The organism is Chelativorans composti (assembly GCF_039541695.1).
GTDB lineage: Bacteria > Pseudomonadota > Alphaproteobacteria > Rhizobiales > Rhizobiaceae > Chelativorans > Chelativorans composti.
Window position 1 is genome coordinate 166,105 of the sequence record NZ_BAABGS010000021.1, and the last position, 20,938, is coordinate 187,042.

Annotated in this window: 17 protein-coding genes; all 17 read left to right on the forward strand. The window is 64.6% G+C overall.

The genetic code is table 11. The features are described 5' to 3' along the window. The first annotated feature begins 6 nt into the window (after positions 1-6). Positions 7-1,089, forward strand: a complete 1,083-nt coding sequence (gene mraY / locus ABD906_RS09250) for a phospho-N-acetylmuramoyl-pentapeptide-transferase (protein WP_345099180.1) — start codon at positions 7-9, stop codon at positions 1,087-1,089. Between the two features lie 28 nt (positions 1,090-1,117). After that, complete coding sequence (gene murD / locus ABD906_RS09255) at positions 1,118-2,521, forward strand: UDP-N-acetylmuramoyl-L-alanine--D-glutamate ligase (protein WP_345099181.1); 1,404 nt, start codon at positions 1,118-1,120, stop codon at positions 2,519-2,521. Next, a complete protein-coding gene (ftsW, locus tag ABD906_RS09260) occupies positions 2,521-3,678 on the forward strand; it encodes a putative lipid II flippase FtsW (protein WP_165278645.1) in 1,158 nt (385 codons plus the stop codon). The genes murD and ftsW overlap by 1 nt, the downstream gene beginning before the upstream one ends. Position 3,679: 1 nt before the next feature. Then, complete coding sequence (murG, locus tag ABD906_RS09265) at positions 3,680-4,804, forward strand: undecaprenyldiphospho-muramoylpentapeptide beta-N-acetylglucosaminyltransferase (protein WP_345099183.1); 1,125 nt, start codon at positions 3,680-3,682, stop codon at positions 4,802-4,804. Next, positions 4,801-6,198: a UDP-N-acetylmuramate--L-alanine ligase gene (murC, locus tag ABD906_RS09270; protein ID WP_345099184.1), complete on the forward strand. Its 1,398-nt coding sequence runs from the start codon at positions 4,801-4,803 to the stop codon at positions 6,196-6,198. Before murG ends, murC begins: the two co-directional genes overlap by 4 nt. After that, entirely contained in the window at positions 6,195-7,166 is a 972-nt protein-coding gene (gene murB, locus ABD906_RS09275) for a UDP-N-acetylmuramate dehydrogenase (protein WP_345099185.1), read from the forward strand. The genes murC and murB overlap by 4 nt, the downstream gene beginning before the upstream one ends. 392 nt (positions 7,167-7,558) lie before the next feature. Then, positions 7,559-8,485, forward strand: a complete 927-nt coding sequence (locus ABD906_RS09280) for a D-alanine--D-alanine ligase (RefSeq protein WP_345099186.1) — start codon at positions 7,559-7,561, stop codon at positions 8,483-8,485. After that, positions 8,473-9,372, forward strand: coding sequence for a cell division protein FtsQ/DivIB (locus ABD906_RS09285; RefSeq protein WP_345099187.1), 900 nt, complete (start codon positions 8,473-8,475; stop codon positions 9,370-9,372). The genes ABD906_RS09280 and ABD906_RS09285 overlap by 13 nt, the downstream gene beginning before the upstream one ends. Continuing rightward, complete coding sequence (gene ftsA, locus ABD906_RS09290; RefSeq protein ID WP_165278550.1) at positions 9,369-10,682, forward strand: cell division protein FtsA; 1,314 nt, start codon at positions 9,369-9,371, stop codon at positions 10,680-10,682. The genes ABD906_RS09285 and ftsA overlap by 4 nt, the downstream gene beginning before the upstream one ends. Positions 10,683-10,733: 51 nt before the next feature. After that, the gene (ftsZ, locus tag ABD906_RS09295; RefSeq protein WP_165278549.1) at positions 10,734-12,494 is read left to right on the forward strand and encodes a cell division protein FtsZ; all 1,761 of its coding nucleotides are present in this window, start codon (positions 10,734-10,736) and stop codon (positions 12,492-12,494) included. Positions 12,495-12,894: 400 nt separating this feature from the next. Beyond that, complete coding sequence (gene lpxC, locus ABD906_RS09300) at positions 12,895-13,812, forward strand: UDP-3-O-acyl-N-acetylglucosamine deacetylase (RefSeq protein ID WP_345099188.1); 918 nt, start codon at positions 12,895-12,897, stop codon at positions 13,810-13,812. 307 nt (positions 13,813-14,119) lie between these two features. Next, positions 14,120-14,986, forward strand: coding sequence for an outer membrane protein assembly factor BamD (locus ABD906_RS09305; protein WP_165278547.1), 867 nt, complete (start codon positions 14,120-14,122; stop codon positions 14,984-14,986). A 20-nt stretch (positions 14,987-15,006) separates the two neighbouring features. Continuing rightward, positions 15,007-16,683: a DNA repair protein RecN gene (gene recN, locus ABD906_RS09310; protein WP_165278546.1), complete on the forward strand. Its 1,677-nt coding sequence runs from the start codon at positions 15,007-15,009 to the stop codon at positions 16,681-16,683. 177 nt (positions 16,684-16,860) lie between these two features. Further along, complete coding sequence (gene ligA, locus ABD906_RS09315; protein ID WP_345099189.1) at positions 16,861-19,026, forward strand: NAD-dependent DNA ligase LigA; 2,166 nt, start codon at positions 16,861-16,863, stop codon at positions 19,024-19,026. A gap of 2 nt (positions 19,027-19,028) precedes the next feature. Further along, positions 19,029-19,538: a GNAT family N-acetyltransferase gene (locus ABD906_RS09320; RefSeq protein WP_345099190.1), complete on the forward strand. Its 510-nt coding sequence runs from the start codon at positions 19,029-19,031 to the stop codon at positions 19,536-19,538. A gap of 326 nt (positions 19,539-19,864) precedes the next feature. After that, positions 19,865-20,611 carry an AzlC family ABC transporter permease gene (locus ABD906_RS09325; RefSeq protein ID WP_165278543.1) on the forward strand — a complete coding sequence of 249 codons (747 nt, stop codon included), beginning with the start codon at positions 19,865-19,867 and terminating at the stop codon, positions 20,609-20,611. Then, complete coding sequence (locus ABD906_RS09330; protein WP_165278542.1) at positions 20,608-20,907, forward strand: AzlD domain-containing protein; 300 nt, start codon at positions 20,608-20,610, stop codon at positions 20,905-20,907. Before ABD906_RS09325 ends, ABD906_RS09330 begins: the two co-directional genes overlap by 4 nt. Positions 20,908-20,938 lie beyond the last annotated feature (31 nt).

The following is a 20,938-nucleotide window of genomic DNA, read 5'->3' on the forward strand; positions in this document are numbered from 1 at the left end:
ACAACAATGTTGATGTTTCTGGTTCAGCTGTCCGACACGGTCTCGGCCTTCAACGTCTTCCGGTACATAACCTTTCGGACGGGCGGAGCGCTGATCACGGCGGCATTCATCGTCTTCCTTTTCGGGCCTGCGATCATCGACTCGCTGCGCATCCGCCAGGGCAAGGGCCAGCCGATCCGCGCGGACGGTCCCCAGACGCATTTCAAGAAGGCCGGCACGCCGACCATGGGCGGCCTGATGATCCTCTCCGGCATCCTTGGCTCCTGCCTTCTCTGGGCCAATCTTTCCAGCATCTATGTGCTCGTGGTGCTGATGGTGACCGTCGGCTTCGGCGCCATCGGCTTCTACGACGACTACATGAAGGTCACCAAGCAGTCCCACCTCGGGGTATCGGGCAAGGTTCGCCTGGCGATCGAGTTCCTGATCGCGGGTCTCGCAGCCTGGATCATCATGCGATCCGGCCAGGCGCCGTTCTCCTCGACGCTGACCTTTCCCTTCTTCAAGGAACTGTTGCTGAATCTCGGCATTTTCTTCATTCCCTTCGCGGCCTTCGTCATCGTCGGCGCGGGCAATGCCGTGAACCTGACGGACGGCCTCGACGGACTCGCCACGGTGCCGGTCATGGTTGCTGCGGCCTCCTTCGGCGTGATCGCCTATCTTTCGGGTAACGCGATCTTTGCCGACTATTTGCAGATCCACTTCGTACCGGGCACCGGCGAGCTTGCTGTGGTCCTGGGCGCGGTGATCGGCGCCGGACTCGGCTTCCTCTGGTTCAACGCGCCGCCCGCCGCCATCTTCATGGGCGACACCGGCTCGCTGGCGCTCGGCGGTCTTCTCGGCACGGTTGCGGTGGCGACCAAGCACGAGATCGTGCTCGCCATCATCGGCGGCCTGTTCGTCGTGGAGGCCTTCTCCGTCATCATCCAGGTGACTGTCTTCAAGCTCACCGGCAAGCGCGTGTTCCTGATGGCGCCCATCCACCACCATTTCGAGAAGCTCGGCTGGACGGAGAGCCAGGTCGTGATCCGTTTCTGGATCATCGCTGTGATCCTGGCCCTGGTCGGCCTGTCCAGCCTTAAGCTGCGCTGATGAAGAGACACGCAAGGAGCATGCGTCCGTGATTCCGGCCACGACCTGCAAGAACAAGAAGATTGCCGTCTTCGGCCTTGGCGGCTCCGGTATGGCCACCGCCCGGGCGCTTGAGGCGGGCGGCGGGGACGTGGTTGCCTGGGACGACAATCCCGACAACGTGCGCAAGGCCGAAGCCGAGGGCTTCGCCGTGCGCGACATGCACGATCTGGATTGGTCCGGGATCGCCTCGCTGGTGCTCTCGCCCGGCGTTCCGCTCACCCATCCGCGCCCGCACTGGACGGTGGATCTTGCCCGCGCGGCAGGGGTCGAGATCATCGGCGACATTGAACTCTTCGTGCGCGAGCGCAAGGCGCTGGCGCCGGAAGCTCCCTTCGTCGCCATCACCGGCACCAACGGCAAGTCGACCACCACGGCGCTGATCGCCCACGTCCTGCGTTCGGCGGGACGCGACACACAGCTCGGCGGCAACATCGGCACCGCCATCCTGACGCTGGACCCGCCGGCGCCTGCGCGCCACTACGTGGTGGAATGCTCCTCCTATCAGATCGACCTGGCGCCCGGCATCAACCCGACCGTCGGTATCCTGCTCAATCTCACGCCCGACCACATCGATCGCCATGGCTCGATGGAGAACTATGCCGCGGTCAAGGAGCGCCTGGTGGCGAAGAGCGGCACTGCCATCCTCGGCGTCGACGATGACTACTGCCGCGCCATCGCGGACCGTCTGGAGAAGGCCGGGCGCAAGGTCATCCGCATTTCCGTGAAGGAAACGCTCGCCGAAGGTCTCTACGCCGACGGTCCACGCCTGATGCGCGCCGCGCGGGGCGGGGCGGAGGAGCTTCTTTCCCTCGCCGGCACCGGCTCGCTGCGCGGCCGCCACAACGCCCAGAACGCGCTCGCCGCACTCGCTGCATGCCTTGCCTGCGGCCTCTCGCTTGAGGAAATCAAGGCGGGTTTCCGCTCCTTCCCGGGCCTTGCCCACCGCATGGAGCAGGTGGGCCGTCGTGGTCGCGTCCTTTTCGTCAACGACTCCAAGGCCACCAACGCAGAAGCGTCTGCACCGGCGCTCGCGAGCTTCGACCGCATCTACTGGATCGCGGGCGGCCTGCCGAAGGCAGGGGGAATCGAGAGCCTGACGGACTTCTTCCCCCACATCGTCAAGGCCTACCTGATCGGCGAGGCGGCACCCTCTTTCGCCGCGACGCTCGGTGAAAGAGTCCCTTATGAAATATCCGGTACGCTGTCCGCTGCGGTGGCACATGCCAGCCGCGATGCCGCGCAGGATGGGGAAGGCGAGCCCGTCGTTCTCCTGTCTCCCGCCTGCGCGAGCTTCGATCAGTTCAGGAATTTCGAGGTGAGGGGCGAGGCATTTCGTGAGCTGGTGCTCGCCCTTGACGGAGTGGAGCCTCTGGGAGGGACGAAGAAATGATGCTGAGCCGCACGGATCGCAGCCCCGTCGCCACCTGGTGGTGGACCGTTGACCGGTGGTTCCTGTCCGCATTCCTGATGCTGATGGGGCTCGGGGTCGTGTTGTCCTTCGCGGCCAGTCCCGCGGTGGCCGAGCGCATCGGCCTCGACAGCTACCATTTCGTGACGCGCCAGATCATGTTCATGGTTCCGGCCGTGGGCGTGATGATAGGCGTGTCCTTCCTGGATGCCCGCCAGGTGCGCCGCCTGGCGCTCATCATGCTCCTGGCTGCCCTGGTCCTGATGGTGTTGACCCTGTTCGTCGGCGTGGAGGCCAAGGGTGCCAAGCGCTGGGTTCATGTCTTCGGCATGTCCATCCAGCCGTCCGAGTACATGAAGCCCGCCTTCGTTGTTGTCTGCGCCTGGCTCTTCGCGGAGCATGGCCGCGCGCCTGAAATCCCCGGCAACCTGTTCGCGGCGATCCTTCTCTGTCTGGTGGTTGCCCTTCTGGTCGCCCAGCCGGACCTCGGCCAGACGATTCTGATCCTGGGCACCTGGGGCGCGATGTTCTTCATTGCCGGTATGCCGTGGATCTGGATTGTGCTGCTCGCGGGCGCCGCGATGGTTCTTGGCGTCGGCGCCTATTTCGTGTTCCCGCACGTGGCGGGCCGCATCGACCGCTTTCTCACCGGCGAGGGTGACACCTACCAGGTGGACATGAGTCTCGAGGCGCTCACCCGCGGCGGCTGGCTCGGCCAGGGGCCGGGTGAGGGCTCGGTAAAGCGCATCCTGCCCGACAGTCATACCGACTTCGTCTTTGCGGTGGCTGGTGAGGAGTTCGGCCTGATCCTCTGCCTGCTGATCCTGCTCATCTTCGCCTTCGTCGTTCTGCGGGGGCTGGCGCTCGCCCGCCGCGACGACCAGGATGACTTTACCCGTTATGCCCTGTCGGGACTCGTGATCCTGTTTGGCTTCCAGTCCATGATCAACATGGGCGTGAACGTGAATCTTCTGCCTGCAAAGGGAATGACGCTGCCGTTCATCTCCTACGGTGGTTCGTCGCTCATCGCGATGGCCATTTCCATGGGCTTCGTGCTGGCCCTGTCGCGCAAGCGGCCGGAGCGCTGGCGGACGGTTACGCTTTCCACGTTCCCGGACGGTGCTGCATCGGCTCGCTGACATGACCACAAAGACTGCTTTGCTCTGCGCGGGTGGCACGGGTGGCCACCTTTTTCCTGCCGAGGCTCTGGCGCATGAACTGGTGGCCCGCGACTGGTCGGTGCATCTGGCGACGGACGCTCGCGCCGAACGGTTTGCCGGGAATTTTCCCGCCGAGGCCGTCCACCGGATCGACGCCGCTACCTTTGGTTCGAAGAACCCAGTCGCGCTGCTCAAGTCCGTCCTCACCAACTGGCGAGGCGTCCGTCAGTCTTCGGCTCTCATCCGCCGCATCAATGCAAGCGCCGTGGTAGGCTTCGGCGGCTATCCGACCCTGCCGCCCGTCTTTGCCGCGACCCGGCGCAAGGTGCCCACCATGATCCACGAGCAGAACGCCGTCATGGGCCGGGCGAACAAGCTGCTTGCGGGCCGGGTGACGGCCATTGCCGGCGGCTTCCTCCCCGCCGAGGGGCCCCTTGCTGGCAAGATCATTACGACGGGCAACCCGGTCCGCCCAGCCGTGCTGCAGGCGGCCAGCATTCCCTATGTACCGGTGACCGGCAACAATCCTTTCCATCTCCTGGTTTTCGGCGGCAGCCAGGGTGCCCAGTTCTTCTCGCAGGTGGTTCCCGCCGCCGTGAAGCTGTTGCCCGAGGCGGTGCGCGCCCGCCTGCGCGTCGTCCAGCAGGCCCGACCGGAGGACGAGTCCGAGGTGAGGCGGGCCTATGCGGAAGCGGGCGTTCAGGCTGAAGTGGCCACCTTCTTCAATGACATGGCCGACCGCATCGCCCGCGCGAGCTTTGTCATCAGCCGCTCTGGCGCTTCCACGGTCTCGGAACTTGCCGTCATCGGCCGGCCGGCGCTGCTCGTGCCATACCCCCACGCCCTGGACCACGACCAGGCGGCGAATGCTGCCGCGCTCCAGAAGGCGGGCGGGGCGGAGATCATCACCCAGGATCGGCTGACGGCGGATCGCCTGCGAGGGATGCTGGAAATTGCCATGACCATGCCCGAGAAGCTCGCCGACATGGCGGCTGCGGCGAGAAGCGTCGGCCGTCCCGACGCTGCGGCATTGCTTGCGAACGTGGTGGAGGCTATCACCACTGGTGATTCTCTGTCACAGTTCAAGCGGAGCCCGAATCCATGAAGATGCCCCAGACCATAGGCGTGGTTCATTTCATCGGTATTGGCGGGATCGGCATGAGCGGCATCGCGGAAGCGCTGTACACGCTCGGCTATCGTGTCCAGGGCTCCGATCAGGCGGAAAATGCCAATGTCCAGCGCCTGCGTGGAAAGGGCATCAAGGTTTTCGTTGGCCACGACGCGGCCAATCTGGGCGACGCCGAGGTCGTGGTCATTTCATCGGCCATCCGCCGGGACAATCCGGAATACCAGGAGGCGAGGGACCGGCATCTTCCGATCGTGCGCCGTGCCGAGATGCTGGCGGAGCTGATGCGTTTCCGCCAGGCAATCGCCATCGGCGGCACCCACGGCAAGACCACCACCACGTCGCTGGTCGCGACCCTGCTCGACGCGGGCGGGCTTGATCCGACGGTCATCAACGGCGGCATCATCAACGCCTATGGCACCAACGCCCGCATGGGCAAGGGCGACTGGATGGTGGTCGAGGCGGACGAGAGCGACGGCACCTTCCTGAAGCTTCCCGCCGACATCGCTGTCGTCACCAACATCGACCCCGAGCATCTTGATCACTATGGCTCGTTCGAGAAGGTACGCGATGCCTTCAAGCAGTTTGTCGAGAACGTGCCGTTCTACGGCTTCGGCGTGATGTGCATCGATCATCCGGTGGTTCAGGCGGTGGTCGCCCAGATCGAGGACAGGCGAGTCATCACCTACGGCGCGAACCTCCAGGCGGACGTTCGCTTCTCCAATCATCGCATGGAGGGGGGCAAGTCCGTCTTTGACGTCACCATCCGCGGCCGCAAGAACGCGCCGGATGTCGTGCTGGAAGGGCTGGTGCTGCCCATGCCGGGCCGGCACAACGTGTCGAATGCCACCGCTGCGATCGCGGTGGCCTGGGAACTCGGCATCGGCGAGGGGGCCATCCGCAAGGGCCTGGCGAGCTTCGGCGGCGTCAAGCGCCGCTTCACCCACACCGGCACGGTGAACGGCGTCAGCGTCTTTGACGACTACGGCCACCACCCCGTCGAGATCGCCTCGGTGCTGAGTGCGGCCCGCTCGGCTTGCGACGGCAAGATCATCGCCATCGCCCAGCCGCACCGCTACACGCGCCTGCGCGACCTGTTCTCGGAGTTCTGCTCCTGCTTCAATGATGCCGACACGGTGCTCGTCGCGCCGGTCTATTCGGCCGGTGAGCAGCCCATCGAGGGTGTGTCGTCGGAGGCGCTGGTCACGGGACTGCGTGCGGCTGGCCATCGCGACGCGCGTTTCATCTCCGGCCCGGAGGAGATCGCTCCGCTGGTGAAGGAGCTGGCAAGGCCCGGCGACTATGTCGTTTTCCTGGGCGCAGGCAACATTACCCAGTGGGCCTATGCCCTTCCGAAGGAACTTGAGGCATGAGTTCGCAGACCAACCTCATCGAGCGCCTTGGCGAGCGGCTGGCCGGCATCCGCGGCCGCCTGACGCCCAATGTTGGCATGGACACGGTGACCTGGTTCCGGGCTGGCGGCCCGGCCGACACGCTGTTCCAGCCACAGGACGAGGAGGATCTGGCCGAGTTCCTGCGCAATGTGCCGGAGGAAATCCCGCTCACCATCGTCGGCGTCGGCTCGAATCTTCTGGTGCGCGACGGGGGCATCCGCGGTTTTGTCATCCGCCTGTCCGCGAAGGGTTTCGGCTCGGCCGAAGTGATCTCTCCGACGCGCATTCGGGCGGGTGCTGCGATCCCCGACAAGCGCCTTGCGGCTGTCGCGCTCGAGGCGGGTATTGGCGGCTTTCACTTCTATCATGGCATTCCCGGCGCCCTTGGCGGCGCGCTGCGCATGAACGCCGGCGCCAACGGCGTCGAGACGCGCGAGCGCGTGGTTGAGGTCCGTGCACTCGACCGCCAGGGCAATCTTCACGTCCTGTCGAATGCCGACATGGGCTATTCCTATCGCCACTCTTCCGCTCCCGCGGATCTCATCTTCACCTCGGCTATCCTGGAAGGCTACCAGGAGGATCCCGAGGTCATCCGTGCGAAGATGGACGAAGTGCAGCACCACCGCGAGACGGTGCAGCCGATCCGCGAGAAGACCGGCGGTTCGACCTTCAAGAATCCGCCCGGCACCTCCGCCTGGAAGGAGATCGACAAGGCCGGTTGCCGTGGTCTCGCCGTCGGCGGCGCGCAGATGTCGACCATGCACTGCAACTTCATGATCAATACCGGTACAGCCACGGGCTACGATCTGGAGTTGCTGGGCGAGACGGTGCGCGCCCGCGTGCTTGCCCATTCCGGCATCAGGCTCGAATGGGAGATCAAGCGGCTCGGCGACTTCGAGCCTGGCCGGACGATTGAGCCGTTCCTCGGAACGGCGCCGGACCTGTAGTTTTTGCCGTATACCTCTGCAGTGATTTCCTGACGGCGCTGGAGCACGCCGCCGCGCCAGGCGTTCGATATAACAGAGCGCTACAACAGCTTTCAGTCAGCGTAAGGGAAGCAGGTTGCTGACCCGGCTTGCAGTACGCTTGCGCCCCTTCGGTCGGTCCCAAATCCTGCGGTGGATAACACGAAAACCGCTATATGTGATGACTTCTTACAAATTTACCGAAAAAATGAATCAGGTTGAATCTCAAGGGCTTGCCAGAGAATCAACTCTCTGATTCTTTAGGTCGCACGTTCCCTGATTTGAGTCGGCGGCGTTTGTGCCGAAAGGGTTTCCCCTTTCAGAGTGTGTATTCAGTAAGCGTACCGCGTTGAGAAGCGGAGAGGGCTGCAATTATGGTGCAGAAGCACGTAGCTGTGTTGATGGGTGGGTTCTCATCCGAGCGGCCGGTGAGCCTCTCATCGGGCAATGCTTGTGCTGATGCGCTGGAGCAGCTTGGCTATCGCGTGACGCGCGTCGATGTCGGCAGGGACATCTGTCAGGTTCTGAGCGACCTGCGACCGGATGTGGCCTTCAATGCGCTGCATGGTCCTTTCGGGGAAGATGGTCGCATACAGGGCATCCTGGAATATCTCGAGATTCCCTATACCCATTCCGGCGTGCTGGCTTCGGCGCTGGCTATGGACAAGGCGCTTGCCAAGACGGTGGTTGCTGCGGCTGGCGTGCCGGTGGCGCCGTCGCTCGTCATGGATCGCTTTGATATTGCTGGCCAGCATCCGATGGAGCCGCCTTATGTCGTGAAGCCGGTCAATGAGGGGTCGAGCTTTGGCGTCGTGATCGTGCGTGAGGGGCAATCCCATCCGCCGCAGGTCCTGCAGTCGGCCGACTGGAAATACGGTGATCGCGTCATGGTGGAGCGTTATGTGCGTGGCCGTGAGTTTACCTGCGCGGTCATGGGTGATCGTTCGCTGGGTGTCTGCGAGATCATTCCGGTCGGATCGGAGTTCTACGATTACGAGTCCAAATACGCGCCGGGCGGTTCCCGTCACGAGTGTCCGGCAAATCTTTCACCGAATATTTACCAAAAAATAGAACGATGGGCTGTTGAGGCGCATGCGGCCCTTGGTTGTCGGGGTGTGAGCCGGTCGGACTTTCGCTTTGATGACCAGTCGCCGGAGGATGAAGGGTTGATCTGGCTTGAGATCAACACCCAGCCCGGCATGACGCCCACGTCTTTGGTTCCTGATATCGCCGCTGCTGCGGGTATCAGTTTTGGTGAATTGTTGCGTTGGATCGTGGAGGACGCGTCTTGTTCGCGTTGAGCTCGGACAGGGGATTGGCTCTGGCGGTGGGCGGTCTGCCCCCGGCGCGCTGGCTTCGGCGGCTGTGGCGGGCCGTTCGGCGGGTGCGCATTGACGACATTCGCTACCCCCGTTTCGGCGCGTCCATCTCCACGGGCGCGCTTTTGGGTTTTGTCCTGGTCTATGGCACCGTTGAGGGTGGGCATTCGGACGCGGTTGTCCAGTTTGTCACGGCGCGTACCGGCTTCGCGATCGAGGATGTGAAGATCGCCGGTAACGTCGAGACCTCCGAGATCGATGTCCTTCAGCAGATCGGTCTCGATGGCTGGACCTCCATGATCGGCTTTGATGTCGCGCAGGCACGCGCCCGCATTGCCGAGCTTCCGTGGGTTGAAAGCGTCGAGGTTCGCAAGGTTTATCCCGCCCGGCTCGAGGTTCAGATCGTCGAGCGCAAGCCCTTTGCCATCTGGCAGCATGGTCAGGCGCTGGACGTGATCGAGGGTGATGGCGACACCATCGCTCCGTTCTATGGTGGCCGTCTTGCCTCCCTTCCGCTGGTGATTGGCGCGGGCGCCGACAAGGCTGCGCCGGGCATCGTGAAGATGCTGTCGGTCTATCCATCGCTGGCCCCGCGTGTTCGCGCTTATATCCGCGTCGCTGACCGGCGCTGGGATCTGCGCATGGACAACGGTGTAACCATCCGGTTGCCCGAGCGTAACGTGGCTGCGGCGGTGAGGGAGCTGGCGCAGCTCGAAGAAGAATATGCGCTGCTGGAGCGTGATTTGACCGTTGTCGATCTGCGGCTTGAGGACCGTATCACCGTGGGACTCTCGCAGGAGGCGGCGGACGCGCACCAGGACGCCTTCAAGCAGATGATGGCGGCGCGCAAGAAGGGGGCACGGATATGAGTTGGTTGCTTGGTGGCGGCGGCTCTTCGCAGCGGCGTTCCGGTATCATTACCGTGCTGGATATTGGTTCCAGCAAGGTTTGCTGCATCATTGCCAAGCTGCTCCCCAACGAAGGCGGCGTGGCGCTGTCCCACCGCTCGCACCGCATCAAGGTCATCGGGATCGGCCACCAGAAGTCCGAGGGTGTCAAGTCGGGCGTGATCGTCAACCTCGAGAAGGCCGAGCAGGCCATCCGCCTGGCGGTGGACGCGGCTGAGCGCATGGCGGGACTGACGGTTGAATCTCTGATCGTCAATGTTTCGGCCGGCAGGCTGAAGAGCGAGCCAGCGTCGGCCACGATCAGCCTCGGCGGTCATCAGGTTTCCACGGTGGACGTCAACAAGGTCTTGCTCGCCGGCGCCCGCCAGGCACTGCGGGCCGAGCGGGAGGTTGTTCACTCGCTGGCGGTCGGTTTCGTGCTGGATTCGGAGCGCGGCATTCGCGATCCGCGCGGCATGGTCGGTGAGACGCTTGGCGTCGACATGCATGTCGTGACGGCCGATTCCGTGCCTCTGCGCAATCTGGAGCTGTGCGTGAACCGCGCGCACCTCGCCGTCGAGATGATGGTTGCGACCCCCTATGCCAGCGGACTTGCGACGCTCGTCGATGACGAGGCCGAGATGGGGGCTGCCTGTGTCGACATGGGCGGCGGCACGACGACGATCTCGGTCTTTGTCGAGGGCAAGTTCGTCCACTGTGACGTGCTGCCGGTCGGCGGCCATCACGTGACGATGGATCTGGCGCGCGGTCTGTCGACGCGGCTTGAGGATGCGGAGCGTCTCAAGGTGATGCACGGCTCCGCTCTTCCCACGAGCGCGGACGACCGCAGCCTTGTGTCGATCCAGCCGATCGGTGCGGATGAGCATGAGCAGCCCCTCCAGGTGCCGCGGTCGGTGATGTCCCGGATCATCAGGGCAAGGGTCGAGGAGACGCTTGAACTGGTGCGCGACCGGCTGAACCGCTCCGGGTACGGGCATCTGGTCGGGCGCAGGGTTGTTCTGACCGGAGGCGCGAGCCAGTTGACGGGCCTTCCCGAAGCGGCCCGGCGGTTGCTGGGACGGAACGTCCGTCTGGGGCGTCCCCTGGGCGTGATGGGTCTGCCCGAGGCGGCCAAGGGAGCGGCGTTCGCGGCGCCGGTCGGTTTGTTGATCTACCCCCAGGTCGCGGCCTTCGAGAGCCGCAATGTGCGGGGTGGTGGGTTCCTGATGCGTGCCACCGGGACGGGTGGACGCCTTCAGCGTGTAAGTCAGTGGTTGCGTGACAGTTTTTGATCCGGGGGACGGCCAGCGGGCCCGGCAGAATAGGCGGAAAGGACGAGGATTATGACGATCAACTTGCGGAAGCCGGACATAACCGAGCTCAAGCCAAGGATCACGGTTTTCGGCGTTGGTGGTGGTGGCGGCAATGCCGTCAACAACATGATCAATGCCGGCCTTCGTGGCGTTGAGTTCGTGGTTGCAAACACCGATGCGCAGGCTCTGGCCATGTCGAAGGCCGAGCGCCTGATTCAGCTGGGCGTGAACGTGACCCAGGGCCTTGGCGCTGGTTCCCAGCCGGAGGTTGGCCGTGCGGCGGCTGAGGAGTGCATCGACGAGATCCTCGACCAGCTTGGCAACACGCACATGTGCTTCGTCACCGCCGGCATGGGCGGCGGCACCGGTACGGGCGCTGCGCCCGTCGTTGCTCGCGCTGCCCGCGAGCGCGGCATCCTGACCGTCGGCGTCGTGACCAAGCCCTTCCACTTCGAGGGGCAGCGCCGCATGCGCATCGCCGAGCAGGGCATCGAGGAGCTGCAGACCTGCGTCGACACGCTGATTGTCATTCCGAACCAGAACCTGTTCCGTATCGCCAACGACAAGACCACCTTCGCCGACGCTTTCGCGATGGCGGACCAGGTTCTCTACTCGGGCGTTGCCTGCATCACTGACCTGATGGTCAAGGAAGGCCTGATCAACCTCGACTTCGCCGACGTCCGCTCGGTGATGCGCGAGATGGGCAAGGCCATGATGGGCACGGGCGAAGCCTCCGGTGCTGGCCGTGCGCTGGCCGCCGCCGAGGCGGCGATCGCCAACCCGCTGCTTGACGAGACCTCGATGAAGGGCGCCAAGGGCCTGCTGATCTCCATCACCGGCGGCCGCGACATGACGCTGTTCGAGGTCGACGAGGCCGCCACCCGCATCCGCGAGGAGGTCGATCCGGACGCCAACATCATCCTCGGCGCGACCTTCGACGAGGAGCTGGAGGGTGTCATCCGCGTGTCCGTGGTTGCCACCGGCATCGACAAGTCGGCCGCCGACATCTCCGCTTCGCCGGCCGCTGTTCGTCCGGCCGCGCGTCCGGCCACCATCCAGACGCAGCAGGTCAAGCCCGCCGTTCAGCAGGCCGCCCAGCCGCAGCCTTCCGGGGCTCAGCCCGCCGTCGCTCCGGCCGCTCCCGCGGCAACCCAGGCCGCTCCGGTCGTCCGTTCGCCGTTCCAGCCTGAGCCGAGCGTCGAATCCGTGATCGACCAGCAGCTTGAGGAAGTGACCCGCGCAGCCCAGGCCGTTGCCCAGACGGCTGCGCAGCCGCAGCCTGCCGCGCCGGTCTTCCAGCCGCAGAGCACGCTCTTCCGTCCGCTGCCGCAGGAGGCTCCCGCCCGTCCGGCTCAGCCGCAGATGCAGGCACAGCCGCAGGTCCAGCAGCCTCAGCCGCAGGTTCTGCGTCCTGCCGCCGTCGCCCCGCAGCAGCCCGCCGTTGTTCAGCAGGCTCCGGCCCAGCAGCGCATGCCGCAGGTGGCCGACTTCCCGCCGCAGGTGCAGCGCGAGGTGGAGCGTACCGTGCAGCCTGCGCAGCAGGAGCATGAGGACCGTGGTCCGCTCGGCCTTCTGCGCCGTCTGACCCAGGGGCTGTCCCGCCGCGAGGAGGACGATCATTCCGCGACGCCGCCGGAGCCGCGCCTGCGTCAGGCCGAGCCGCGCCGTCCGGAGAGCCAGTTCTACGCTCCGCGCGGTCAGCTGGACGAGCAGGGCCGTCTGCAGCGCCAGCAGCACCATGAAGAGGATCAGCTCGAAATCCCGGCCTTCCTCCGCCGTCAGGCCAACTGATTTCTTCTGCTCCCGGATCTCTTTGGAATGGGCGCTTCGGCGCCCATTCTCTTTTTGTGGGGGGCGGGATGGTACCAGGGCCCGTGCTTCGGTTCAGGGCACCCACGGGACAAGGGTTGCTCCTAGACAGAGGCAGGTTTCCTGGACCGCAGGTGCCCGACGTCTTCCGCCCGATACGGCATGGCTGCTGCGTGAAACTGCGATTGCTGCCGCCGCACTTGCGACTATATTCCGGGCACGAGTTCGCTCTGCGCCCGTCGGAACACCGGTCCCCGGCGATCCGTTGGAAGCAGGGCGGTTCCCGGCGGCAATCTCGCCGCCGATGACCGGATGAAGTGTTCTTGAGGCGTGGAACCCGCTGGGCGGGCTTCCACTCGACGGAAGGTGACAGGGGTTGACTGTGGAACGGCAAACTACACTGAAGCGGCGGGTCAGTCTGTCTGGCGTGGGTGTCCACAGCGGCAGGCCGGTGACCGTCCACTTCAATCCGGCTGAGGCTGGAACGGGAATTGTCTTCAGGCGGATCAATGAGGGTGCCGAGGGCCGTCTGATTCCGGCGCTCGCCTCAGAGGTCGTGAAGACCGACCTGTGCACCGCGGTCGGCCAGCCAGGCGGCGATCAGGTGATGACGATCGAGCATCTGATGTCGGCGGTTGCGGGCCTCGGCATTGACAATCTCCTTGTGGAGATCGATGCCGCCGAAGTTCCGATCATGGATGGCAGTGCCATTCCCTTCGTCGAGGCCTTTGAAGAGGCCGGCATCGAGACCCTCCAGAGCACCAGAAAATACGTTCGCGTCCTCAAGCCCGTGCGGGTGGAGGCGAATGGCGCCTGGGCGGAACTCGTTCCCTGGAACGGCACCCGCTTCGAAGTGGAGATCGACTTTGCCACGCCCGCGATCGGCCGCCAGTCGATTGAGCTTGATCTCGACCCGCAAACCTACGCCCGCGAGATTTCCCGCGCGCGCACCTTCGGCTTCATCAAGGATGTCGAGTGGCTTTGGGCGGCCGGTCTCGCGATTGGCTCGTCGCTGGCCAATTCCGTGGTCATCGGCGAGGACGACAGCATCGTAAATCCCGAGGGCCTGCGCTATCCGGACGAATTCGTGCGCCACAAGACGCTCGATGCGATCGGTGATCTGTCCGTGGCGGGCGGCCCCATCATTGGCTGTTTCCGCTCGTACCGCAGCGGCCACCGGCTGAACGCCATGGCGGTGAAGGAACTTCTCGCGGACCCTTCCGCCTTTGAACTTGTGCATGCGCGCAAGACGGGCACGCAGTTTGCTGATATTGTCCCGGTGAATCAGGGGCGGCTCTGACCCGCTCGTAACGGAACGCTGCAAATCGGCAGCCCGTGACGCACGTGCGGGAAGCGCGAGTCGCGGGCTGGGGAAGCGGCGTCCGCCGGGGGAGGGCAGCATTGCTGGTGAAAGAGGAGCTTACGGGCTGCAACCTCTTGGCGTATGCACGGGGAATGGATATTGTCCCCAGGCGGCTCGTCCCTGTTGTCACACGCCTTAAAAATGTGCCATTGGGTCAGCTAGCATCGCCGGGGTTCCCGGGTTATGCGTTCAAAGCATAAGTGCATGCGGAAGTTTTTGTCCAACCCCGAGAGGGCGATCGAGAATGAGTTCAAGACACGCAGCCAAGATCAATCTTCCGCTGAACCTGGCAAAGCTTGCGGCGGCGGCAGTTGCTTTTCCGCTGCTTCTTGCGGGCTGCAATGCCGAGAAGGATCTTGATCTTTCTGCCTATGTCGACACGACCGAGCCGGCCGACGCGCTCTACAATCAGGGTCTGGCCAATCTTGAGGCGGGTCGCCTGTCCGAGGCGGCCAAGAAGTTTGAGGCCGTCGACAAGCAGCATCCCTATTCCGAGTACGCTCGCAAGGCGCTCATCATGGGCACCTTCACGAATTACCGCCAGGGCAAGTACCAGGAGGCGATCAACAGCGGCAAGCGCTACGTGAACCTCTATCCGAGCGACCCGGATGCGGCTTACGCGCAATATCTCGTCGGCCTCAGCTATTTCCGCCAGATCAAGGACGTGACGCAGGACCAGGCCGACGCTCGCCGCACCATCGAGGCGATGGAGGAGGTGGTGCAGCGCTGGCCGAACTCGCCCTACGTCGAGGACGCGAAGGACAAGATCCGTTTCGCCCGCGACCAGCTTGCCGGCAAGGAGATGCAGATCGGCCGCTACTATCTGGAGCGGCATGAGTATATTGCCGCCATCCGTCGCTTCCGTGGCGTGGTGGAGAACTTCAGCAATACGCGCCACGTGGAAGAGGCGCTTGCCCGCCTGGCCGAAGCCTATCTCGCGATGGGCATCACCTCCGAGGCGCAGACGGCTGCCGCGGTGCTCGGCCACAACTATCCGGACAGCCAGTGGTACAAGGACACCTACAAGCTGCTGCAGTCGGGTGGACTTGAGCCGCGCGAAAACAGTGGTTCGTGGATTTCCAAGGCTTTCAGGACGGTCGTGGGAACCTGATCCAGGGGGCGGAGCCCTAGATGCTTTCCCATCTTTCGATCCGTGACATTGTTCTGATTGAACGGCTCGACATTGATTTTGCTTCCGGTCTCTCCGTTCTGACGGGCGAGACCGGTGCGGGAAAGTCGATTCTGCTTGATTCACTTTCGCTCGCCCTCGGCGCCCGCGGCGATGCGTCCATGGTCCGCCATGGTGCGCAGCAGGGGCAGGTTACGGCGGTTTTCGATGTTCCGATGGATCATCCTGTCCGTGCGCTGCTGCGCGAGAACGGGCTGGATGACGACGGCGACATTATCCTCCGGCGCGTCCAGACTCTCGATGGCCGCTCCCGCGTCTTCATCAACGACCAGCCGTCCAGCGTGGGCCTCTTGCGCCAGGTGGGCCATCAGCTGGTCGAGATTCACGGCCAGCACGACGATCGCGCACTCGTCGACATTGACGCCCACCGCGACCTGCTGGACGCCTTTGGCGGCCTGAAGGCACGTGTCGAGGAAGTGTCGGCGGCCTGGCGCGCGCTTCGCGCCGCGCAGCACGAGCTTTCCCGCCACCGCGCCCGCGTTGAGGCCGCTGCCCGCGAGGCTGATTATCTCCGCGCGTCGGTGGAGGAGCTGACGAAGCTCGACCCTCAACCGGGCGAGGAGGAAGAACTGGCCGAGGAGCGCGCCCGCATGATGCGCGCCGAGAAGATCGCTTCCGACATTGCGGACGCGCAGGAAGTCCTGTCCGGCAACAATGCGGTCGTGCCGGCTCTATCGAGCCTGCTGCGCCGCTTGCAGCGCAAGGCGGCCGAGGCGCCCGGCCTGCTGGATGAGATCATCCAGAGCCTCGACGAGGCGCTGATCGATCTGGACAACGCCCAGACTGCCGTCGATGCCGCTATGCGCGCGACCGAATTCGACCCGCGCCGTCTGGAAGAGACGGAGGAGCGCCTGTTCGCCCTGCGGGCGGCCGCGCGCAAGTATAACGTTCCCGTCTCGGAGCTTCCGGCGCTGCGCGACCGTATGGACGCCGACCTCGCCGACCTTGATGCGGGCGAGGAGCGGCTGATCGCGTTGGAAAAGCAGGTCGCGGACCTTCAGGTCGTGTATGACCAGGCTGCCGCCTCCCTGTCAGAGGCTCGCCGTGCCGCCGCTGACGCTCTGGTGGACGCCGTCATGGCCGAACTGCCGGCCCTGAAGCTCGAGCGCGCGCGCTTCCTCGTGAACATCGAGACAGATGCCGAGGACCGCCAGGAGAGCGGCATCGACAAGGTGGAGTTCTGGGTCCAGACGAACCCCGGCACGCGGCCCGGACCGATGATGAAGGTCGCTTCAGGCGGCGAGCTGTCGCGTTTCCTTCTTGCGCTCAAGGTCGCGCTGGCCGACCGTGGTTCCGCCCCGACACTGGTTTTCGACGAGATCGACACCGGCGTCGGCGGCGCGGTGGCCGATGCCATCGGTCAGCGTCTGGCGCGCCTTTCGGCCAATGTGCAGGTTCTGGCCGTCACCCATGCCCCGCAGGTCGCCGCGCGCGCCCGCACGCACTACCTGATTTCCAAGTCGGGCACCGACGATCTGGTGACGACGCGGGTTTCCGTCATGGACGCCGAGGCGCGCCAGGAGGAGATCGCCCGCATGCTCGCCGGCGCTACCGTGACGGACGAGGCGAGAGCGGCCGCCGAGCGTCTCCTGCGTGAAAATCTCGCCATCGCCGGCTGATCCACGCGGGCCGCCGCATCGTCTGGCTGCCTTGCTGATGCGCGCGGCGGGAGAAGGATTTTCACTGGACTGTCCGCAACGTGTTACACGGTGCAGGTCGTTTCGGTGTTCCCATCACGGGCGGAAATGATCTAGGACCCTGTCAGGGACAGGCCCGTTGAAGCATGGATTCGCCGCATGAGCACAGCAGCGCACATACCCGTCGATGAGCTGACCGAGGAGCAGGCCAGGGAGGAACTCGCCCGGCTGGCTGCGGAGATCGCCGAGCACGACCGGCGCTACTACGCCGAAGATGCCCCGGTGATTTCCGATGCCGAGTATGACGCGCTCAAGCTGCGCAACGAGGCGATCGAGGCCCGCTTTCCCCAGCTGATCCGGCCCGACAGCCCGTCGCTGCGCGTCGGTACCGCACCGCTGCCCACCTTCGCGCCGGTCACCCACGCTCGCCCGATGCTATCGCTCAACAATGCCTTCACCGACGAGGATGTGCAGGATTTCGTCGGCAGCGTCTACCGCAATCTCGGCCGCCTGCCGGACAATTCCATCGCCTTCACTGCCGAGCCGAAGATCGATGGCCTGTCCATGTCGATCCGCTACGAGAACGGCGTTCTGGTCCGCGCAGCCACCCGCGGCGACGGTACTACCGGCGAGAACGTCACGGCGAACGTCCTCACCATCGGCGAGATTCCGAAGCGTCTTCCCAAGGACGCGCCCGCTATCGTGGAGGTGCGCGGCGAAGTTTACATGGCCAAAAGCGATTTCCTGGCGCTGAACCAGGAGCTGGCCGCGCAGGGCAAGCAGACCTTCGTCAATCCGCGCAACACGGCCGCCGGGTCGCTGCGCCAGCTCGATCCGCGCGTCACCGCGAGCCGCAAGCTGCGCTTTTTCGCTTATGCCTGGGGCGAAATGTCGGAGATGCCGGCTGACACCCAGTACGGCTTAATCGAGGTGCTGAGGTCCTGGGGCTTCCCGGTCAATCCGCTCATCACCCGCGTTTTCACTGTCGAGGATCTGCTGGCGCATTACCGGAGGATCGGCCTCGAGCGCCCGAACCTCGACTACGACATCGACGGCGTCGTCTACAAGGTGGACAGCATCGAGCTGCAGGAGCGCCTGGGCTCTCGCTCCCGCAGCCCGCGCTGGGCCATCGCCCACAAGTTCCCGCCGGAACAGGCCTTCACCATCCTGCGCGGAATCGACATTCAGGTGGGCCGCACAGGCGCACTGACGCCCGTAGCGCGGCTGGAGCCGATCACCGTCGGCGGCGTGGTGGTCACCAACGCCACCCTGCACAACGAGGACTACATCAGGGGCATCGGCCAGAACGGCCAGCCGATCCGCGATGGTCGCGACATCCGCGTCGGTGACACCGTGATCGTCCAGCGCGCCGGCGACGTCATCCCGCAGATCGTCGACGTCGTGCTGGAGAAGCGCCCGCCCGACGCGAAGCCCTTCGAGTTCCCACACACCTGCCCGGTCTGCGGAAGCCATGCCGTGCGTGAGGAGGACGAGGCCGTGCGCCGCTGCACTGGCGGCCTGATCTGCTCGGCGCAGGTCGTGGAACGCATCCGCCACTTCGTCTCCCGCAACGCCTTCGACATCGAGGGCCTGGGCGAGAAGCAGGTCGAGTTCTTCTTCAACGCGGACGACCCGTCGCTGTGGATTCGCACCCCGGCTGACATCTTCACGCTGGAGCGGCGCCAGAAGACTGCGCTGCGCAAGTTGGAGCAGATCGAGGGCTTTGGCGCGACCTCCGTGCGCAAGCTCTACCAGGCCATCAACGCCCGCCGCGAGATTGCGCTGAGCCGCTTCCTCTTTGCGCTCGGCATCCGCCATGTGGGCGAGGTGAATGCCAAGCGCTTCGCCCGAGCCTTCCGCTCCTGGGTGAAGTTCGAGGAGGTCGCCAAGGCGGCGGTCCCGCCGGCTGAAGGCAACCGCTCCGACAAGGGCAACGAGGCTTGGCAGGAACTGATCGGCGTGGAGGGGATCGGCTCCATCGTGGCCGAATCCGTCGTCGAGTTCTTCAGGGAGCCCCACAATATCGAGGTGCTGGACGCCCTTCTGAAGGAAGTCACGCCGCTCGACGAGAAGGTTGAGGTGGTGGCGGACTCGCCTGTCGCCGGCAAGACCATTGTCTTTACCGGTTCATTGGAGCGCATGGACCGCAAGCAGGCCAAGGAGATGGCCGAACGCTTCGGTGCGAAAACGGCCGAATCGGTCTCGACGAAGACGGACCTCGTCGTGGCTGGTCCCGGCGCCGGCTCGAAGCTTACAAGGGCGCGCGAGCTTGGCATCGAGGTCATCGACGAGGATGCATGGTTCCGCCTGATAGGAGAGGAATGAGGATGTCGCGTCCGGGAGTCGAATGGCGGCCGATGGTGGCCGCCGACATGGATCATGTCGAGCGGATTGCGACGATCGTCCATCCCGGATTTCCCGAGGCCCGCGCGGTGCTGGAGGAAAAGTTCCGGCTGCATCCGGCGGGTTGCTTCATCCTTCAGGATGCAGGCGGCGAGGCCATCGGCTACCTCCTGAGCCATCCGTGGGAAGCGGCCAGCGCCCCCGCGCTCGACACGCTCATCGGCACGCTGCCGGAGCCGGAGGTCTACTACGTCCACGACATTGCACTGCTGCCCGCCGCCCGCGGCTTCAGGGCGGGCGAGGCCGCCATGCGGCTGGTGGAGGCTCATGCCCGCGCGCAAGGCCTTCCCGCCATCGCTCTCGTTGCCGTCAACAACTCCGGCGGCTTCTGGGAGCGGCAGGGTTTCGTGGTGTCCTCCGACCCGAAATGGGCCGCCAAGCTCGCGAGCTACGGCCCCGATGCCGTCCACATGACGAAACGTCTGGCGAGTTGAATGCGCGTCATAAAGAAAAACTGAATCTGATTTTCAGCAAAGAGCCGTGGCGCGCCGCCCTGTCTTCCGCTAGCAATGATCGGCTGGATCGTGTTCGTGCGGAGTCGGAGGCCCGGCCGGGAAGGGCTGAGCACGGTTTCCGTTCGGAACGGCGGGAGCAGGGCGCTTCGCGGAAGGGTCGAAAACCAGTTTTCCGTCTGGATCCAGAAAAAACCGATGATGAGCAGTTGGAGCCTGCGGAAGTCTGAGGTGCTCAGGCGCAATGCGGGAGGGCAGTCCGGAGACTGGGTGGGGGATCCTGTCTGCCTTGGAGGAGAGGAGGCGCGATGGCGTTGGAAGGGGAGGCAACCCCACGCAGCGAGTTTCTTGAAGGCGCGGCGCTCAGCGCCCCGATCATCATTGGCGTGGCGCCCTTCGGTGCCTTGTTCGGGATGATTGCCGTTCAGAACGGCTTCTCGGTGTGGGAGGCTGTGTTCATGAGCGCCACCATCTATGGCGGCGCAAGCCAGCTCGTGGGCGTCGACATGTTCGGGACGAACGTCGCCCCGTGGCTGATCGTTCTGTCCATCTTTGCGGTGAACTTCCGCCACGTCCTCTATTCGGCGTCGGTCGGGCGGTATTTCGCGCGCTGGCCGCTCCTGCAGCAGGCGATTGCCTATTTCCTGCTGGTCGATCCCACCTTCGCCGAGTCCGAGCGCCGCATCATCGTGGATCGCCGGCCGCCGAGCTTCGTCTGGTACATGGGAATGGCCATCCCGATCTACGTGCTGTGGTTGGTCGCCACCTGGGTTGGGGCGGTTTTCGGGCCGCTGATCCCGAACGCCCACGCAATCGGCCTGGACTTCATCCTGCCCATCTATTTCTTCTGCATGGTGCTGGAGTTTCGCGCCCGCGCCAACTGGCTGCCCATCGCCGCTGCCAGCGCACTCGGTTCCAGCATCGCCTTTCACACGATCGGATCGCCCTGGCATATCTCGATCGGAGCGATCGCGGGCGTCCTTGTGGGGGCATTCCTGCTTGGCGGCAGGGACAACGGTCCGGCAGACATCGATACCACGGGGGCAGGCCTGTGAGCACGACCTTCTGGATTATCCTCGGGGGCGCGGTGGCCACCTATCTGACCCGGATTGGTGGCTATCTGGTCATCTCTCGCTTCAAGCATCTCCATCCGCGCGTCGAGGCCGGGCTCAATGCGGTTCCGGTGGCTGTTCTCACGACGCTCTTTGCGCCCGCGGTGACGGAGGGCGGCCCGGTGGAATGGGTAGCGATGGCGGCATCCGCCGCCGTCGCCCTTCGCAGCAACAGCTTTCTCCTGATGTTCCTCGCCGGCGCCGCCGTCCTGGTTGCCCTGCGCCAGTTCGTGGGATGAGAGGACCCGGCTACTGTTTCATGTCAGGCCC

What these genes read in the sequence shown, in the direction of transcription:
- mraY (WP_345099180.1), top strand. Translation starts at nt 7, where the DNA reads ATGTTGATGTTTCTGGTTCAGCTGTCCGACACGGTCTCGGCCTTCAAC.
- ftsW (WP_165278645.1), top strand. Translation starts at nt 2,521, where the DNA reads ATGCTGAGCCGCACGGATCGCAGCCCCGTCGCCACCTGGTGGTGGACC.
- murG (WP_345099183.1), top strand. Translation starts at nt 3,680, where the DNA reads ATGACCACAAAGACTGCTTTGCTCTGCGCGGGTGGCACGGGTGGCCAC.
- murC (WP_345099184.1), top strand. Translation starts at nt 4,801, where the DNA reads ATGAAGATGCCCCAGACCATAGGCGTGGTTCATTTCATCGGTATTGGC.
- murB (WP_345099185.1), top strand. Translation starts at nt 6,195, where the DNA reads ATGAGTTCGCAGACCAACCTCATCGAGCGCCTTGGCGAGCGGCTGGCC.
- ABD906_RS09280 (WP_345099186.1), top strand. Translation starts at nt 7,559, where the DNA reads ATGGTGCAGAAGCACGTAGCTGTGTTGATGGGTGGGTTCTCATCCGAG.
- ftsA (WP_165278550.1), top strand. Translation starts at nt 9,369, where the DNA reads ATGAGTTGGTTGCTTGGTGGCGGCGGCTCTTCGCAGCGGCGTTCCGGT.
- ftsZ (WP_165278549.1), top strand. Translation starts at nt 10,734, where the DNA reads ATGACGATCAACTTGCGGAAGCCGGACATAACCGAGCTCAAGCCAAGG.
- ABD906_RS09305 (WP_165278547.1), top strand. Translation starts at nt 14,120, where the DNA reads ATGAGTTCAAGACACGCAGCCAAGATCAATCTTCCGCTGAACCTGGCA.
- recN (WP_165278546.1), top strand. Translation starts at nt 15,007, where the DNA reads ATGCTTTCCCATCTTTCGATCCGTGACATTGTTCTGATTGAACGGCTC.
- ligA (WP_345099189.1), top strand. Translation starts at nt 16,861, where the DNA reads ATGAGCACAGCAGCGCACATACCCGTCGATGAGCTGACCGAGGAGCAG.
- ABD906_RS09320 (WP_345099190.1), top strand. Translation starts at nt 19,029, where the DNA reads ATGTCGCGTCCGGGAGTCGAATGGCGGCCGATGGTGGCCGCCGACATG.
- ABD906_RS09325 (WP_165278543.1), top strand. Translation starts at nt 19,865, where the DNA reads ATGGCGTTGGAAGGGGAGGCAACCCCACGCAGCGAGTTTCTTGAAGGC.